Raw genomic sequence first — 16459 nt, 5'->3', positions numbered from 1 at the left:
CTGCCACTCGCACGTGGCAGACTCGATACCGATGACCGTTGATCTGGATCGGAACGTCGTGCTGCGCGGCGAGGCGGAGCTGGTCGAGCGCGCCGGGCGGCTGTTCTTCGCGTGCGAGGAGTTCGCCTGCGCCGCGACCGACATGCACACGTGGGCGCTGCCCGGGATCCGGGAGCGGATCGTCGCTGAGCGGCACCGCGTCCGGCCGGCGCCGTCCGTCCGCAAGCTGTACACCCCGGCGGCGCTCGCCGACGAGGAGTCCGAGCGGCGCCTGGTGGAGCTCGCCGGGGCCGGGGCGCGGGTGCGGATCTGCCCGGCGCCGCTCCCGCACGAGACGATCATCGTGGACCGGCGGGTCGCGATCCTGGCCGGCCCGGCGCGGGGCGGTGTGCGCGAGTACACGGTCGTCCGGTCGCCGGGCGTCGTGCAGGGCGTCGTCTCGCTGTACAGCGCGACCTGGGAGGCGGCGGTCGAGCTGGCCGACTACCGCCGCGACCGGCCGCCCGCGCTCACCGAGGAGAGCCGGCGCATCCTGGCGCTGCTCGGCGGCGGGCTGAAGGACGAGGCGGCGGCGCGGCGGCTGGGCATGTCGCTGCGCACCTACCGGCGCCGCGTCGCGGAGATCCTCACGCTGCTGGACGCCGGCACCCGGTTCCAGGCGGGCATCCGCGCCCACGAGTTCGGCCTGATCGGTTAGCCGCCGGCGAGGGCGACGAGCTTGATGAACACCAGGTCGGGGGCGGCGGCGAGGTCGATCTCCTCGTCGAGGTCCTCGACCTGGCGGTCACCGGCGAGGACGAAGAACCCGTTGGCGAGGAACGCCCGCTCGGCGATCTCGGCCTGCCGCTCCCAGTCGATGCGGCGCGGCTCGCGCAGCCGGTAGCCGTTCAGCTCGGCCTCGGCGCCGTCCGGGCGGACCAGGCCGTTGAACCGGTCGGACGGCCGCGCGTTGTGCCGGGCGACCTCCTCGCGCACCCGGAGCCTGATCAGCTCCCGGACGGTCATCCGCTCCGGCAGCGCCTCGATCCGGACCTCGGCGACCGGCGTGCCGGTCGCGGTCTCGTCCCGGAAGGTCACGGCGGGCATCAGGCACCTCGCTTGATCTGCGTGAGGATCGACTCGTCGGTGATCGTGTCGTCGGCGGCGAGCAGGAACGCCTTGCTGAGGACGAGGGAGAGCCGCTCGTCCTCGAAGGGCAGGAACACCGCGGCGCCGGGGGCGCGGCGTTCGGGGACGATGCACAGGAAGACGCCGTCCGGCTCCATCACGATGTTGGCCGAGCCCAGATGGATCTTGTAGGTGCGCAGCTCGCCGCGCACGACCAGGTGGCGATCGTCGAGCGCGCAGCGGTCGGCGATCCTCGTGCGGGGCAGGATGCGCTCCAGGGCGTCCCGGCGGGTCCGGGCGGACTCGCCGGGGTCGGCGTGCCACTCGCGGACCCAGTAGTCGTGGGCCTCGCCGTCCTCCCACAGGGGGTCGGCGGCGATCGAGGCGACGCCGACGAACAGGTCGACGTCGCGCATCGCCTCGCTGAACACCAGGGGCGGGACGTCGGCGAGCGGCGCGTCCCGCCAGGCGCCGCCGGTGCGGCGGTCGAAGCGGACCCGGTTCGTGCCGGCGATCTCGCGGTCGCCCGCCCAGTCGGCCAGGACGTGCGAGAACCGGACCCGCCACTCCCCCGCCGCGAGGGTCCGCGCCGCGTCGTCCGAGCCGCCGCCGTCCCACGGGCCGAGCAGGGCGCTCGTCCAGCCGCGGGCCCGGAACAGCGCGAACATCCGCCGGTAGTGGACGAGGTGCGCGGCGAACCGGTTGGAGTACGTCCGGGTCTCCTCCTCGGCGGGGGTGAGCAGGTAGATCTCGCGGAACGCCTGCTTGAACGGCTGCCGGATCCGCCGCTCCATGAGCAGGTCGCGCCAGGCGCGCACCTCGTCCGGCGCCGACCTGATCGGGTGCCACAGCCGGACCGGGGCGTCGTCGGGCGCGTCCGGGAGCCCGCCGGCCGCGGGCAGGACGGCCCGCCACTCACCGGGTGCGGCCTCGATCTCCCAGATCAGGTCGCGGACGGCCGGGCCCGCGATCGAGTGCCGGAGGAGCGTGTCCCGCCACCGGCCGAAAGGATGGGACGCGTCGGCGGTGAACCCGCCCTCCAGCGCCCGTGCGAGCGTGGCGAGCTGGGCCCCCACCCGCTTGGCGAGGTCGCGCAGCTCCTTCAGCTCGTCCTTGTGGTCGCGGCGGACGGGCGCGGGGACGCCCTTCAGCGCCGTGCCGTCCTTCTCGAAGGTCAGCTCGGCCTTGCCGGCGACGGCGACGGTGACGGCGGCCGTGTAGCCGCCGACGTCGCGGCGCAGGTCGCCGGGGTCGGGGACGCGGAGGGCGACCGCGGTGCGCTCGGCGAGGCCCGCGTCGGCCTTCTTGAGCATCCTGTCGAGCTGCTTGGGCACGCCCGCGTGCCGGACGGTCCGGCGGACCTCCCGGATCGCGGTGACGAGCTCCGGGGTCGGGAAGTCCTGCGCGGCGCGGACGATCTCGTACAGCAGCGCCTGCGACGGCAGCGACTTCGCCTGCGTCGGCGCGACGGAGATGTCGGGCAGGAGGCCGTCGAAGAGGGCGGGGAGCCAGGGTTCGTCCCGCGAGAGCGCGACCCGCGCCGCGCGGCCGAGTGCGGCGGCCTCGTCGGGCGTGAACGCCTTGTCCGCGCGGAACGGGAGCTCGCCGGACTGGATCGCGCGGGCCCGGCCGGCGGCGGTCTCCAGCGTCCGGCGCGCGTACCCGGCCCAGCCGGGGATCTCGGCGACGCGCTCCCAGACGTCCGGGAGCGGCGGCGGGGACGTGAAGGAGTGATCGTGGTCGGTGTCGCTCAGCAGCACCGCGTGCTCCGGGGCGAGCCCGGCGACGGCGTCGATCTCGTCCAGCGCGATCGGGCCGGTCCTGGTGGCGCGCAGGCGCCCGGCGGCGGCGCGCAGCGCGCGGTCGCCGCCGGCCCCGGCGATCGCGAGCAGCGCGAGCGGCTGGTCGGTGCGCCCGGCGTCCAGCAGGAACGCGACCAGGGCGCGGGCGGGGCCGGCGACGTCGGGCCACGGGCCCGTGCAGCGCAGCAGCGCCCCCGCGCCGAGCGTCAGGTCGGCCCACTTGCGCGCGGGGAGCCCGTCGACGAGGGCGCGGAACATCCGCTCGCACGCCTCGGGCGTGTAGCGCGGCTGCCGCTCGCGGCCCTCGTCCTCCACCGCGAACCGGACGGACGTCGACACGAACGCGGGGGCGTTCCGGCCGACCCCGTACGCGGCGGGCAGGAGGGCGCCGACGTCCTCGTCGGACAGGCGCGCGAGATCGGACGGGGACGGGCGGAAGCCCTCGTCCTCCGGGGCGGGGTCGGTCATGGCGCGCAGCAGCCGGGCGGTGAGGTCCATCAGGCGCCCCTCCTGATCTGCCGCAGCACGGTCTCGTCACTGATCCTGTGGTCGGCGGCGAGCAGGAACGCCGTGCCGAGGATCCGGGTGAGCCGCTCGTCCTCGAACGGGACGAACAGCCCCTTGCGGCTCGGGCGGCGGGACGGCTCGACGCGCAGCCGGACGTTGCCGGGCTCCATCAGCACGCCCGCCGAGCCCAGATGGATCTTGTAGGTGCGCAGCTCGCCCCGCACGACCAGGAACCGCCCGTCGACCGAGCAGCGGCCGCCGATGCGGGTGCCGGGCAGGATGCGGCGCAGCGCGTCCGCGCGGACCCCGGCGCTCGCGGACAGCCCGCCGAAGGGCGCCTCCGCCGCGATCGAGGTGACGCGCAGGAACAGGTCGACCTCCCGGGTGCCCTCGCTGAACACGAGCGGCGGCACGTCGGCCGGGCGGACCTCCCGCCAGCGTCCGGCGGTCTTGCGCTCGAACCGCGTGCCGGCGTGGTGGCAGACCCGCCACTCGCCCTCGGCGAAGACGCGCCGCAGCTCCCCGTCGATGCCCGGGTTCGGCTCGGCGCCGGGCGCGGCGGGCCGGTAGGTCTCCCGGAACGCCTGCTTGAACGACTGCGTCATCCGGTTGCCGGTCACGAAGCCGCGCCACGCCCGCACCGCGCCCGGGAACGCCCGCGCGGGATGCCACAGCCGCACCCGCGCGTCGCCGGACGGGACGGGCAGCGCCCGGCCGTCCACCGTCACCAGCACGTCCTCGGCGGGGGTGGCCGCGTGCCAGATGCCGTCCGGCGCCTCGAACTCCCAGATCAGGCCGCGCGCGACCATGCCGGTGACCGGGTGGTCGCGGTAGTGCCGGCACCACTCGCCGAACGGCCAGTCGCGCTCGACCGCCATCAGCGCCTCGATCCGCGTCCGCTCGGCGGCGAGCGTCGCGCGGACCTGCTTCACCAGCGACTTCAGCTCCTTGATCTCGGCGGCGCGGGGGACCTTGAGCGCGCCCGGGACGGTCCGCAGCGGCCGGCCGTCCGCGCCCGTGAAGGTCAGCCGGACGGTCAGCGGGTCGTCGATGACGAGCACCGCCTGGTAGGCGCCGATGTCGCGGGCGAGCGAGCCGTCCGGGCCGAGGCCGTGCGCGGGCACGCCGCGCTCGACGAGCTGGGCGGGGGTGATGCCGCGGCGGGCGGCCGCCGCCTCGATGGCCGCCGCGATCTGCCGGCCGAGGCCCGGGTAGCGGACGTCGCGGCTCAGCCCGCGCAGCACGTCGAGCGCGTGCGGGTCGGCGAACTCGCCGAGGGCGTTGACGGCCCCGCCCGCGAGCTTCGCCGACGGCTCGAACTCGCGGGTGACCCCGGCGGCGCGGCGCACGATGACGTCCAGCAGCGGGATCAGGCCCGGGTCGCCGGTGAGCGCGGCGGCCCACACCCGCCCGCGGGCGCCCTGCTCGGCGCGCAGCGACGGGTCGGAGAAGGGCCGGCCGCCGACGGGGTCCGGCTCCTTCGTCGCGTACCAGCGCACCCTGCGCAGCACCTCGTCGCGCGCGGCGGGGCCGGCCAGGAGTTCGAGCGTGCGGCGGCGCCACGCGCGCGTCGGCCGCGGCGCCTTGAGCGCGTCGAGATGCGCCCGGAGGTCGTCGGACATGAGGTGATCTTTCCAGAAGCCGCCGACGCTTCCCGGCGTTTCACATGATCAAGGGCTGATCTGGCGCAGGATCGCGGGGTCGGTGATCTCGTGGTCGGCGGCGAGCAGGAACGCCTTGCTGAGGATGAGCGAGAGCCGCTCGTCCTCGAACGGCAGGAACAGCGCGCTCCGGCCCCTGCCCCTCGCCTGCACGATGCAGAGGTAGGAGTCGTCGGGCTCCATCAGGACGTTGGCCGACCCGAGATGGATCCGGTAGGTGCGCAGCCCGCCCCGCACCACCAGGTAGCGGCCGTCGAGGCGGCAGCGGTCGGCGATCTTCGTCCGGGGCAGGATCCGCTCCAGTGCCGCGCGGCGGACCTCGGCGGTCGCGGTCAGCGCGCCGACCGTCGCCTCGCGCCAGTAGGCGGCGTGGCGGTCCTCGCCGCGGTCGGCCCACCGCGGGTCGGCGGCGATGGACGTGACGGCGACGAACAGGTCGACGTCGCGCATCGCCTCGCTGAACACCGGGGGCGGGACGTCGGCGAGCGGCGCCTCCCGCCAGCGGGCGCCGTTCTTGCGCTCGAAGCGGACCTGGTCGGTCGCGGCGTGTTCCGGGGCGTGGTCGAAGCCCTCCTCGGCCGGGTCGTGGTGGAACGACGCCCGCCACTCCCCGCCGCCGAACAGGCCGCGCGCCTCGCCGCTGTAGCCGCCGTCGTGCCCGGAGAGGAAATCGGCCTGCCAGCCGCGCTCCTTGAACAGCGCGTAGAGCTGCGGGTACCGGACGATGTGGGCCGCGAACCGGTCGGAGTACGTCCCGGTCTCCTCCTCGGCCGGGGTGAGCAGGTAGATCTCGCGGAACGCCTGCTTGAACGGCTGCCGGATCCGGTCGGCCGCGACCCGCTCCCGCCAGGCCCGGACGTCGCCGGCCGCCGCTCGGACGGGGTGCCAGAGCCGCACCTGGACGGCCTCGCCTCCCGGGTCTGCGAGCGACGCGCGCCAGTCGCCGCGCCCGTCCTGGAACTCCCAGATCAGGCCGCGGGCGACGGCCCCGCTGACCGGGTGGTCGCGGTAGTGCTCGCACCATTCGCCGTAGGTCCAGACGCGGTCCTGCGACATGAGGCCCGCGATGCGCGCCCGCTCGCTCGACAGCGTCCCCCGCACGTCCTTGGCGAGGGCCTTCAGCTCTTTCAGCTCGCCGGGGAAGCCGTCCTTGACCGGGGCGGGGGCCGTCCGCGAGGGGCGGCCGTCCGGGCCGGTGAACGTGAGGCGGACCGTCGCCGCGTCCTCGATCGCCACCCGCGCGGTGTGCTCGCCGAGCGTCGCCTCGGCGGAGCCGTCCGGGGCGAGGCCGTGCGCGGGAACGGTCCGCTCGACGAGCTGCGCCGGCGTGATGCCCCGGCGTCCGGCGGCGGCCTGGAGCGCGGTGCCCAGCTGCTTGCGCAGCGCCCGGTCCTTGATCTTCGCGCGCAGCCGCCACAGCGACTCCAGCGCCCCGGCGTCCTCGGCCGCGGCCAGCGCGTTGATCGCCGCACCGGCGAGCTTGAGGTCCTCGGGGAGCCTGGCGCCCGACGTCCCCGCGCGCAGGGCCAGCGTCTCGAGGCGGGCCGCGGTCCCCGGGCCGCCGGCCAGGGTCGCCGCCCAGACGACGCCGCGGGCGAGATCCGCGTGGTCCTGGTGGACGAGCCCGTGGTGGACGAGCCCGTGGTGGACGAATCCGTGGTGGACGGGCCCGCGGTGGCCCGCCGGTTCGTCCTCGGCGAGCCCGCGAAGGCATTGCGCCCCCTCGTCGCGGACACCGGCCGCTCCGGCGAGGGAGACGCAGGCACGGCGCCACTTCTGCGAGGGGCGCGGGGCGGACAGGCCCGCCAGATGCCGGACGAACCGGGCCACCGCGACCGTCGGCGCCGTCCGGGTGAGGCCGCGGAGCGGCGCGGCCCACGTGTCGTGCACGGGGAGCAGCCCGTCCGGGACGTACGCCTCGTCCAGGGTTTCCAGCAGGGCCCACAGGCGCTTGGCGAGCGAAGGGCGGTACCCGGCGGGGACGTCCAGCCGGGCGAACACGGCGGCCGTGCGCCGCAGCCGGGGCTCCAGTTCGCGCAGGCCCTCCTCGTCGAGGGACTCGGCGGCGGACAGGGCGACGGCGAGCGCCTCGGGGAGCCGGCCTCCGTCGGAGACGGAGGCGGCGCAGTCCAGCAGCACCGCCGCCTCGCCGCGGGACCAGCCCCCGGCCCGCGCGGACGCCCGCCGCAGGTGCGACGCGTACTGCCACAGCAGCCAGTCGTGGGTGCGGGCGGCCAGCAGCATCGCCACCAGGAACGCCCTGCCCTCGGCGTCCGGGCAGGACGGCAGCCGCTTCTCGAACTCCGTGCGGACCACCGTGCGCCGCTTCTCGCGCCGCCTGTCGAGCAGCCCGGAGTGCCACGGTTCGTTCGCCCGGCCCGGGGCGAGCCGGGGATCGAGGAGCTCGGGGAAGACCAGGGGCGCGACGAGGTCGAGCGCCCAGCGGGCCTCCGCGAGGGCGGCGAGCCGGACGTCGTCCAGGCCGTCGCCCGCGCGCGCCTCGGCGGCGAGCGTGTCGTAGAGCATGGCCGGATGCTGCCAGAGGGGACCGACGGAAACCCGCGATCGCGGCGCCTGGCCTGTGACCTCATGGTCACCTAGGCTCGGTGCATACCGCAGTCGAACGAGGTTCGGGACGGCCATGACGCACAGCGTGGTGATCATCGGAAGCGGTTTCGGCGGGATCGGGATGGCGATCCGGCTCCGCGCCGCCGGCATCCACGACGTGGTGATCCTGGAGAAGGCCGGGGGGCTCGGCGGCACCTGGCGCGACAACACCTATCCGGGCGCGGCGTGCGACGTCCCGTCCCCCCTGTACTCGTTCTCCTTCGAGCGCAAGACGGACTGGACGCGCCGGTTCCCGCCGCAGCCCGAGATCCTCGACTACCTGCGGCACTGCGCCCGCAAGTACGGGGTGCTGGAGAAGATCCGCTTCGGGACCGAGGTCACCGAGGCCCGGTTCGACGAGGACGCGGCGCTCTGGCGGGTCTCCACGACCGGCGGCGACCTGGAGGCGCGGGTGCTGGTCTCGGCGTGCGGGCAGCTGAACCGGCCCGTGCCGCCGGAGATCGAGGGCCGCGACTCGTTCGCCGGGACGAGCTTCCACTCCGCCCGCTGGGACCACGGAGCCGACCTGCGCGGCAAGCGGGTCGCGGTGGTCGGGACGGGCGCGAGCGCGGTCCAGTTCGTCCCGGAGATCGCCGGGCGGGCGGCCGAGCTGCGGCTGTTCCAGCGGTCCGCGCCCTACGTGATCGACAAGCCGGACCGGGTGTACCGGCCGTGGCAGCAGGCCGTCATGAAGGGCACGCCGGGGCTGTGGGAGCTCAACCGCGGCTACACGTACGCGGCCTACGAGGCGCGGGCGCTGGGGTTCGTCAAGTACCCGAAGCTGATGGCGCTGCTGGAGAAGCGGTTCAAGAAGGCGCTGGCGGACGGCGTCGGCGACCCCGTCCTGCGCGAGGCGCTCATCCCCCGCTACCCGATGGGCTGCAAGCGGATCCTGATCTCCAACGACTACTATCCGGCGCTCGCGCGGCCGAACGTCGACCTGGTCACCGACCCGATCGAGCGGATCACGCCGTCCGGCGTCACGACCGCGAGGCGTTCGTACGACGTGGACGTCATCGTGTACGGCACCGGGTTCCGCTCCACCGAGTTCCTCTCCCCCATGAAGATCGTCGGGCGGGGCGGCCGGGAGCTGAACGAGGCGTGGCGGGACGGCGCGCAGGCGCATCTCGGCATCACGGTCAGCGGCTTCCCCAACCTGTTCCTGCTGTACGGCCCCTACACCAACCTGGGCCACAACTCGATCATCTACATGCTGGAGTCGCAGTTCCGGTACGTCCTCGGCTGCGTGGAGGCGCTGCGCGGAGCGGGCCTCGCCTGGATCGACGTCCGCCCGGACGTGCAGGACGCGTTCACCCGCGAGATGCGCGAGCGGATGCGCGCCACCGTGTGGGAGGCGGGCTGCCAGAGCTGGTACATGACCGCCGACGGAACCGTCGTCAACAACTGGCCGGGGTTCACGTTCGCCTGCCGCCGCGCGACCCGCCGCCCCGACCCCCGGCACTTCACCGCCCGGCGCGCCGCGCAGGCCCCGCCCGGCGCGGCCCCGCGCGGACCCGGCGCGGCATAGGGTCGGGAGCATGCCGACCGCCTTCATCACCGGCGCGACCGCCGGCCTCGGCGCCGCGTTCGCCCGCCGCCTCGCCTCCGACGGGTTCGACCTGGTCCTGCTGGCCCGCGACGCCGAGCGCCTGGAGCGCGCCGCGGCGGAGCTGCGCGGGAAGTACGCCGTCCGCGCCGAGGCCCTGCCCGCCGACCTGTCCGCCGAGGAGGGGCTCGCGGCGGCCGAGGAGCGCGTCCGCGAGGACGTCGACCTGCTGGTCAACAACGCCGGGTTCGGCAACCGGGGCGTGTTCCTCGACGTCCCGGTGTCGGACGAGCTGACCATGCTGAAGGTGCACTGCGAGGCCGTCCTGCGGCTCACCCGCGCCGCGGTGCCGGGGATGCTCGAACGCGGCCGGGGCGCGGTGGTCAACGTGTCGTCGATGGCGGCGTTCGCGACGCGCGGCACCTACGGGGCGTCCAAGGCGTGGGTGGTCGGCTTCAGCCGCGGCATCGCGGCCGACCTGAGGCAGCGCTCGCGCGGCGGCGTCCGGGTGATGGCGCTGTGCCCCGGCTTCGTGCGCACCGAGTTCCACGAGCGGGCGCGGATGGACATGTCGGGCCTGCCGGAGTTCATGTGGCTCGACAAGGACGACGTCGTCGACGCCGCGCTCCGCGACCTGCGCCGCGGCGCGCAGATCAGCATCCCGGGCGCGCAGTACAAGGCGCTCTACGGCGCCGCGCGGCTCGTCCCCGGCGGGCTGGTCGCGCGGCTGTCGTCCGGCACCGGAAGGAAATACGACTGACCGTCCAGTAAGCGGTCACTTGCACCAAGGAGTCCGACAGGGCAGTCTGAGAGGACAGGTCGATTCGATGGCGCGCCGAACGACATGCCCTGTCCGCCGTCCACCGAGAGGTTCCTCCCGATGGGTTCCGACCTGGGTTATGCCGCCCTCGCACTGATCGCGACCACCGTCTACTACATCGCGTTCCTCGTCTTCCGCGCCTCCGCGCGCCGCATGGAGCCGCTGCGCGGCAGCCGCCCGTTCCGCGTCGCCCGGCTCATGCTCACCGACCCGCTGTGGCTCGGCGGCGGGCTCCTGCTGTTCCTCGGCCTCGGCTACGAGGTCGTGGCCTTCTCCGCGATGCCGCTCGCCGTCGCACAGCCGATCTTCGCGGTCGCCCTGGTGATGCTCGTCGCGTACGCGGTGGCGTTCCTGGACGAGCGGCTCAGCGTCCGGGAGTGGACGAGCGTCGCGCTGTTCGTCCTCGCGACGATGCTGATCGGGCTCTCCGCCACCGAGGACGGCGAGGTCCACGCCGACGCCACGCTGACCGGCACGCTCGTCCGGCCCTGGACGATGATCGCGATCTGCGCCCCGGCGGTGGTCGTCGCGGCGCTGGTGTGGCTGGTCGGCGACCGCCGCGCGAGCGGCCGGCACGCCCGCAAGCTCGCCGGAGTCGCGTACGGGATCGGCGCCGGGGCGTGCGCGGGGCTGGCCGAGGCCGGCATCCGCGGCATCTCGATCGTCTACCGGGAGACGGGCAGCGTCCAGGCGGTCATGGAGTCGGTCTACCCGTACCTCACGATCGGCCTCGCCGCGATCGCGCTCGGGCAGCTCCAGGTCGCGCTGCAGCGCTGCCGGGTCGCGATCGTCGCGGTGGTGCTCACCGTCATCGGCCGCAGCTACCTGATCCTCGCCAGCTCCGTCATGTTCGGCGAGGACTGGCCGCGCGACACCGGGCCGTTCCTGCTGCGGGCGGGCGGCTTCGTGCTCGCGCTGATCGCGCTCGTGCTGTTCCCCCGCTACGAGGAGCAGGCGCCGGAACCGGCCGTCCGGAACACCGTGCGCCCCGCCCTCGAAGCTCGTACATTGCCGAGATGGCCCTCCTCTCCCGCCGGTCCGTCCTGACGGCGGTGCTCGGCGCCGCCCTGGCCGTCCCGCTGGCGGCCGTCCCGCCGGCGGCCGTGCCCGCGTCCGCCGTCGTGGGCGGCGCGCCGGCGTCCACGGCCGCGTACCCGTGGCTGGCGGCGGTCGGGTCGCCGCTCTTCTTCGTCCGGCCGTCCGGCCAGTTCTGCGGCGGGGCGCTGGTCGGGCCGGACCGGGTGCTCACCGCGGCGCACTGCGTCTCGATGTTCCGCTCGGCGCCGGGCCTCCTCACGGCCACCTTCGGCCGGGACGACCTCACCGGGACGGGCGGGCGGACGGTCGCGGTGACATCCGTGCGCGTCCACCCGGAGTACCGGGAGACGTCGTTCAAGGACGAGACGGTCGGCCACCACGATCTCGCCGTCCTCACGCTGGCGCGGCCCGTGGACCGCCCCGCGGCCGTCCTCGGGTCGCCCGGCTCCGCCCGGACGGGACGGATCGCCGGCTGGGGCTTCACGTCCGAGAACGACCTGTTCAACACCCGTCTGCGGACGGCCCGCGCGCCCCTCCCCGGGAACGCGGCGTGCGAGCGCGCGTACGGCGGCGCGTTCGACCCGTCCGACATGCTGTGCGCCGGGTCGGCGGCGGCGGACTCCTGCCAGTTCGACAGCGGCGGCCCGCTGCTGGTGCGGGGCCGCGTGGTCGCGCTGGTCTCCTGGGGGTACGGCTGCGGCAAGCCCGGCTACCCCGGCGTCTACGCGCGGCTCGACTCGCTGCCCTGACCCGGCGTTGCCGGACCGGGCGCGCGGCTGGATGCTGGCCTCCATGCGAGTGCTGGTGACGGGGGCGGCGGGATACATCGGGTACGCGGTCGGGCGGCGGCTCGCCGCGGCCGGGCACGAGGTCGACGGGCTGGTGCGGCGGGACGCGGGACCGGTGCGGCGGGACGCCGGGCTGCCGGACGGCGTCCGCCCCGTCCGCGGCGACCTCCTCGTCCCGGACGGGCTGCCGCGCGGACCGTACGACGGGGTGTGCCACCTCGCGGCGCTCACCCGCGTCCGCGAGTCGTTCGAGCGTCCGCTGCGGTACTTCGCGGCCAACGTGCAGGGCACGGTGAACCTGCTGGAGGCCGTCCACGCGGACCGCCTCGTGTTCGGGTCCACCGCGGCCGTGTACGGGACGCCGGAGCGGCAGCCGATCCCGGAGAGCGAGGCGGCGGCGCCGGCCAGCCCGTACGGGGCGTCGAAGCTGGCCGCCGAGCAGGCCGTCCGGTTCCACGCGCGGACGGGCGCGGCCGGCGCGGTCGTCCTGCGCACGTTCAACGTCGCCGGTTCGGTGGACGGCCGGGCCGACCCCGACGAGACCCGGCTGATCCCGAAGGCGCTCGCCGTCGCCGCCGGGCGCGCCCCGCACCTGGACGTCAACGGCGACGGGCTGGCCGTCCGCGAGTACCTGCACGTGGACGATCTCGCCGCCGCCTACGTGCTGGCGCTGGAGGCCGTCCGGCCGGGCGAGGACCGCGTCTACAACGTCGGCAGCGGCGCCGGCGCGGCCGTCCGGGAGGTCATCGCCGCGGTCGAGCGGGTGACCGGCCGGCCGGTGCCGACGCGCCGCCGCCCGGCCCGGCCGGAGGCCCCGGTGCTGCTCTGCGACGCCTCCGCGATCCGGGCCGACCTCGGCTGGCGGCCCGTGCGCTCCGCCCTGCCGGAGATCATCGCGGGCTCCTGGTCGGCCCTGACTTGCGCGGACGGCTAAACTCGCCCGCGTGTCCGCGCCGAAGTTCGAAGTCCAGATGCTCCACGACCGCGTCATGATCAAGATCGAGAAGGACAGCGGCGAGCGCCGCAGCACCGGCGGGATCGTCATCCCCGCGACCGTGGAGCAGGGGAACCGCCTGGTGTGGGGCGAGGTCTGCGGGGTCGGCCACCACGTGCGGATCGTCAAGCCCGGCGACCGCGTGCTGTTCCACCCCGGCGACCAGTACGAGGTCGAGATCCAGGGCGAGAACTACCTGGTCATGCGCGAGCGCGACCTGCACGCCATCGCCAGCGAGCGCCCCGAGCACGGCACCGGCCTCTACCTCTGACGCCCCGTCCCGGTCCGGCACGCGTCCGCCCAGCGGGTGCGGTCACCCCCCGGACGGACGCGTGCCGGACAGAGCAGGCGTCAGCCCGCCCGCTCGGACGCCTCCTCTGCTCCCTCGGCTCCCGCTGCGTCCTCGGCTCCCGCTGCGACCGCCGCCTTGCGGCGCGGGCCGCGCAGGGCGAGCAGGGCTCCGGCGACCACCGCCAGTTCGGCGGCGCCGCTGACCACGTCCAGGACGCCGATCGCCTCGGCCTCCCCCGCGTCGGGGCCGAACGGCAGGCCGCTCGTGCGGCTCACCGCCCACAGGGCGAGGACACCGAGGCTGACCGCCGGCCCGGACAGCAGCACCGCCCGCTCGCTCCCGGTGTGGACGAGCACGGCCCAGACGAGCTGGAACAGGGCGATCGCGCTGAAGAAGACGCCGTACGCCCACCACTCGCCGAGATGCTCCGGCACGACGGCGTAGTGGGCGAACGCGGCGAGGACCGATCCGATCGCCGCGACGCGGCGGGCCGCGGACACCGGCGGGATCGAGGACGGACGGGAGGCCGCCGGGACGGCCCGCTCGGCGCCGGTTTCGATGGTTGCCATGATCACCTTCCTTGGGTGGGTCAGCCGACCTGGAAGACGCCGAGGCCGCCGGCGGCCATGTTCTTCATCTTGTGGCCGAGGAACGGATAGGTGCCGGCGTCCGGCAGGGTGAACTCGACGAAGCCGCCCTGCGTGGGCTGCAGATCGAGGACCTGGGCGCCGCCCTTCTCCTTGTTGTCCCTGCGCAGCGTGTAGGCGCCCTCCTTCCAGACCGTGTCGAAGATCGTCCCGACGACGTGGAAGGCGACGTTCTCGTTGGGGCCGCCGTCGTCCACCCACACGCGGACGCGGTCACCGGCCTTCACCTTGACCGGGGCGTGGACGTACTGGTTGTGGTAGCCGTTGAAGACCACCGCGTCGTACTCGCCGGACTGCATCTTCTTCAGGTCTCCGGGCTTGCCCTGCGGGCCGAGGTACAGCTCGGACTGCACGAGGACCAGCTCCTTGTCGACCTTGTCCAGGCCCGGCGGGTCGACGATCAGGGCCCCGTGCATGCCGTTGCCCATGTGGTAGATCATCGGGTCGGAGCCGCAGTGGTAGGTGAAGATGCCGGAGAAGCTCGCCTTGAACTCGTACACGAGGGTCTCGCCGGGCTTGATGGTCCGCATCTGGACGTTCGGCGCGACCTTCGAGGCGTGGAAGTCGATGGAGTGCCCCATCGAGCCCTTGTTGACGAGCTTGATCCGGAAGGTGTCGCCGACGTCGCCGCGCAGCACGGGGCCGGGCGCGGTGCCGTTGTAGGTCCACCGGGTCTGCTTCACCCCGGGCGCGACCTCGATCTCCTTCTCGGTGACGGTGAAGGTGGCCTCGTGGACGTCCTTGCCGTCGTTGACCGGCGCCGCCGGGTCGTACGGCTTCCAGCCCGCGGCGGGCTTCGCGGCCGGGTCGATCTTGGCGTTCGCGGCGTCGCCGGTCGCGGCGGCGCCGCTCGCCGCCGGGCCGGCGGCGGTGCCGCCCGCCGCCGCCGCGGCGTTCTGCCCGCCGGTGACGGTGATCTCGACGAGCATGCCGGCGTCCTTGTGGCCGGGGATGACGCACCACGCCTGGGTGGACTCGGTGAGCACCCCCCAGTGCTGGGTCTCGGACTTGCCGGGTTCGAGCTGCGCGTTGGTCTTGCCGAGCAGGCTCAGGGTGTGCGCCTGGCTGCCCTTGTTGACGACGTTCACCGTGACGTCGGCGCCCGCCGGGACGGTGACCTTGTTCGGCTTGATGTACATGTCGCCCTCTTCGAAGTCGAGGGTGACCTTCTTGCCCTTCCCGGGAAGGGCCGCCTCGCCGCCGGCGGCGGACGCGCCGCCTTCCGCGGCGGCCAGGGTGCCGTGCTCGTGGCCGGGCGAGGCGCTGACCATGAGCAGTCCGACGATCAGGCCCAGCGCGAGCGCCGCGCTGATGACGGGCAGCAGCCCGCTGAAGGCCGCGGTCCAGCGGCAGCGCGCGCGGGCCGGAGCCGGCGGTCTGTCGGGCGCCGGATGGTCCGGCGCGGGGGTGATGGGCATGGTTCACTCCAGACGTGCGTTGGGGGGACGGGCGGTCGCGCGAACGGTGCCCGCGCCGGCCGCGATCAGCTGATCTGCATCTCCATGACCAGGCCGAACATGCCCTGGGAGCCTTCGGCGTGCGGGAAGATGTGGCAGTGCCAGATCCACTTGCCGGGCTGGTCGGCGTGGATGAGGACGGTGTAGCGCTCGCCGGGCGCGACGTTGATCGTGTCGGCCTTGTAGGTCTGCTCCAGCGGGAACCCGTCCTTGGCGATGATCACCTGGTCCACGCCGTGCAGGTGCATCGGGTGCGCCATCGTGCCCGCGTTGACGTAGGTGACCTGCACCCAGTCGCCCAGCCGGGCCTTCAGCGGCTTGGTGGCGGGGAAGGACTTGCCGTTGAGCGTCATCCCGATGACGCCCGCGTCCTGGATCTGGATGACCTGCTTCTGCGCCACCTTCTCCTTGTGCGGAGTCGGCATGTCACCGAACTGGATCGCGCCCCACAGCCCGCTGCTCACCTGCTTGGTGCCGTTGTAGTGCGAGTGGTACCAGGTGTCCTGGATCCGGGTCACCGGGAACTCGTAGTTGAACGAGGCGCCCGGCTTGATGGAGTCCTGGGTGACGTTGGGGACGCCGTCCATCTTGTTGGGCAGCTGGATGCCGTGCCAGTGCACGCTGGTCGGCTCGGGCAGCTCGTTCTTCACCACGATGCGGACCTTGTCCCCGACGTCCGCGCGGATCGTCGGGCCGGGCACCATGCCGTTGAAGCCCCAGGCGTCCACCACCTTCCCGGGTTCCACCTCCCACTTCAGGGCTTTGGCCGTCAGGTGGAACTCCTTGGTCCCGTCCTTCAGCACCTTGGGGGCGAGGTCCTGGCCGCCCTGGCCCTTGGTGGCCGCGGGGAAGCTCTTGTCCCGTTCGGCCATGGCCTCGTCCATGGCCTTCCAGCCGTCCGCACCGCCGTCGCCGGACGCGTCGTGCGACGTCCCGCCGTGCTCCGCGGCGGGCGACCCGGCCGCCGCGGCCGGCTCCGCGGAGTGCGACGACTCCGCCGAGTGCCCCGCCTCGGCCGCGCCGCCGCGTGGAACCGTCCACAGCGACACGGTCAGCGCGGCCGCGAACGCGACCGCCGCGATCAGCACTCTCGATCTAGCACCGTCCATCCTGTCGACCCCTTCCGGGTCCTAATTTTTACTAGCAGGATTAGTTTTTATTATTTAAACCGGTGACACGTCCAGGGGCAGCGG

14 protein-coding genes are annotated in these 16459 nt (G+C 74.1%); 7 read left to right on the top strand and 7 right to left on the bottom strand.

The window, feature by feature from the left end; all coding sequences use genetic code 11:
- Window positions 1–31: 31 nt before the first annotated feature.
- Complete coding sequence (locus ACA511_RS23485) at window positions 32–697, top strand: DNA-binding response regulator (RefSeq protein ID WP_375026722.1); 666 nt, start codon at window positions 32–34, stop codon at window positions 695–697.
- Here ACA511_RS23485 and ACA511_RS23480 read toward each other — a convergent pair.
- From ACA511_RS23480 to ACA511_RS23465, 4 genes are read right to left on the bottom strand one after another with little or no spacing between them, the layout of a single operon-like run.
- On the bottom strand, window positions 694–1086 hold the full coding sequence (locus tag ACA511_RS23480) for a hypothetical protein (RefSeq protein ID WP_375026721.1): 393 nt from the start codon (window positions 1084–1086) through the stop codon (window positions 694–696). The two genes, ACA511_RS23485 and ACA511_RS23480, sit on opposite strands and share 4 nt — an antisense overlap.
- A complete protein-coding gene (locus tag ACA511_RS23475) occupies window positions 1086–3407 on the bottom strand; it encodes a DUF4132 domain-containing protein (protein WP_375026720.1) in 2322 nt (773 codons plus the stop codon). Before ACA511_RS23475 ends, ACA511_RS23480 begins: the two co-directional genes overlap by 1 nt.
- Window positions 3407–5038 (bottom strand): DUF4132 domain-containing protein, encoded by a 1632-nt coding sequence (locus ACA511_RS23470; RefSeq protein ID WP_375026719.1) that lies wholly within the window; start codon window positions 5036–5038, stop codon window positions 3407–3409. The genes ACA511_RS23475 and ACA511_RS23470 overlap by 1 nt, the downstream gene beginning before the upstream one ends.
- A gap of 48 nt (window positions 5039–5086) precedes the next feature.
- Window positions 5087–7603: a DUF4132 domain-containing protein gene (locus tag ACA511_RS23465; protein ID WP_375026718.1), complete on the bottom strand. Its 2517-nt coding sequence runs from the start codon at window positions 7601–7603 to the stop codon at window positions 5087–5089.
- A gap of 115 nt (window positions 7604–7718) precedes the next feature.
- On the opposite strand from ACA511_RS23465, the gene ACA511_RS23460 reads away from it, so the two are divergent.
- From ACA511_RS23460 to ACA511_RS23435, 6 genes are all read left to right on the top strand, one after another.
- The gene (locus tag ACA511_RS23460) at window positions 7719–9212 is read left to right on the top strand and encodes a flavin-containing monooxygenase (protein ID WP_375026717.1); all 1494 of its coding nucleotides are present in this window, start codon (window positions 7719–7721) and stop codon (window positions 9210–9212) included.
- A 10-nt stretch (window positions 9213–9222) separates the two neighbouring features.
- Entirely contained in the window at window positions 9223–9990 is a 768-nt protein-coding gene (locus ACA511_RS23455; RefSeq protein ID WP_375026716.1) for an SDR family NAD(P)-dependent oxidoreductase, read from the top strand.
- Between the two features lie 120 nt (window positions 9991–10110).
- The gene (locus ACA511_RS23450; protein ID WP_375026715.1) at window positions 10111–11097 is read left to right on the top strand and encodes a DMT family transporter; all 987 of its coding nucleotides are present in this window, start codon (window positions 10111–10113) and stop codon (window positions 11095–11097) included.
- On the top strand, window positions 11067–11837 hold the full coding sequence (locus ACA511_RS23445; RefSeq protein WP_375026714.1) for a trypsin-like serine protease: 771 nt from the start codon (window positions 11067–11069) through the stop codon (window positions 11835–11837). The genes ACA511_RS23450 and ACA511_RS23445 overlap by 31 nt, the downstream gene beginning before the upstream one ends.
- Window positions 11838–11880: 43 nt before the next feature.
- Window positions 11881–12810 (top strand): NAD-dependent epimerase/dehydratase family protein, encoded by a 930-nt coding sequence (locus tag ACA511_RS23440; RefSeq protein ID WP_375026713.1) that lies wholly within the window; start codon window positions 11881–11883, stop codon window positions 12808–12810.
- 10 nt (window positions 12811–12820) lie between these two features.
- Window positions 12821–13141, top strand: a complete 321-nt coding sequence (locus ACA511_RS23435; protein WP_375026712.1) for a GroES family chaperonin — start codon at window positions 12821–12823, stop codon at window positions 13139–13141.
- Between the two features lie 80 nt (window positions 13142–13221).
- Here ACA511_RS23435 and ACA511_RS23430 read toward each other — a convergent pair whose 3' ends face one another.
- The 3 genes from ACA511_RS23430 to ACA511_RS23420 all read right to left on the bottom strand — a co-directional run bounded on the left by ACA511_RS23430 (window position 13222) and on the right by ACA511_RS23420 (window position 16375).
- Window positions 13222–13731: a hypothetical protein gene (locus ACA511_RS23430; protein ID WP_375026711.1), complete on the bottom strand. Its 510-nt coding sequence runs from the start codon at window positions 13729–13731 to the stop codon at window positions 13222–13224.
- Between the two features lie 20 nt (window positions 13732–13751).
- Entirely contained in the window at window positions 13752–15227 is a 1476-nt protein-coding gene (locus ACA511_RS23425; RefSeq protein ID WP_375026710.1) for a multicopper oxidase domain-containing protein, read from the bottom strand.
- A gap of 65 nt (window positions 15228–15292) precedes the next feature.
- Window positions 15293–16375: a multicopper oxidase family protein gene (locus tag ACA511_RS23420; protein WP_375026709.1), complete on the bottom strand. Its 1083-nt coding sequence runs from the start codon at window positions 16373–16375 to the stop codon at window positions 15293–15295.
- Between the last annotated feature and the right edge of the window lie 84 nt (window positions 16376–16459).

Source organism: Actinomadura sp. GTD37 (assembly GCF_041951365.1).
GTDB lineage: Bacteria > Actinomycetota > Actinomycetes > Streptosporangiales > Streptosporangiaceae > Spirillospora.
This window is presented reverse-complemented; position numbering and strand designations above follow the sequence as displayed.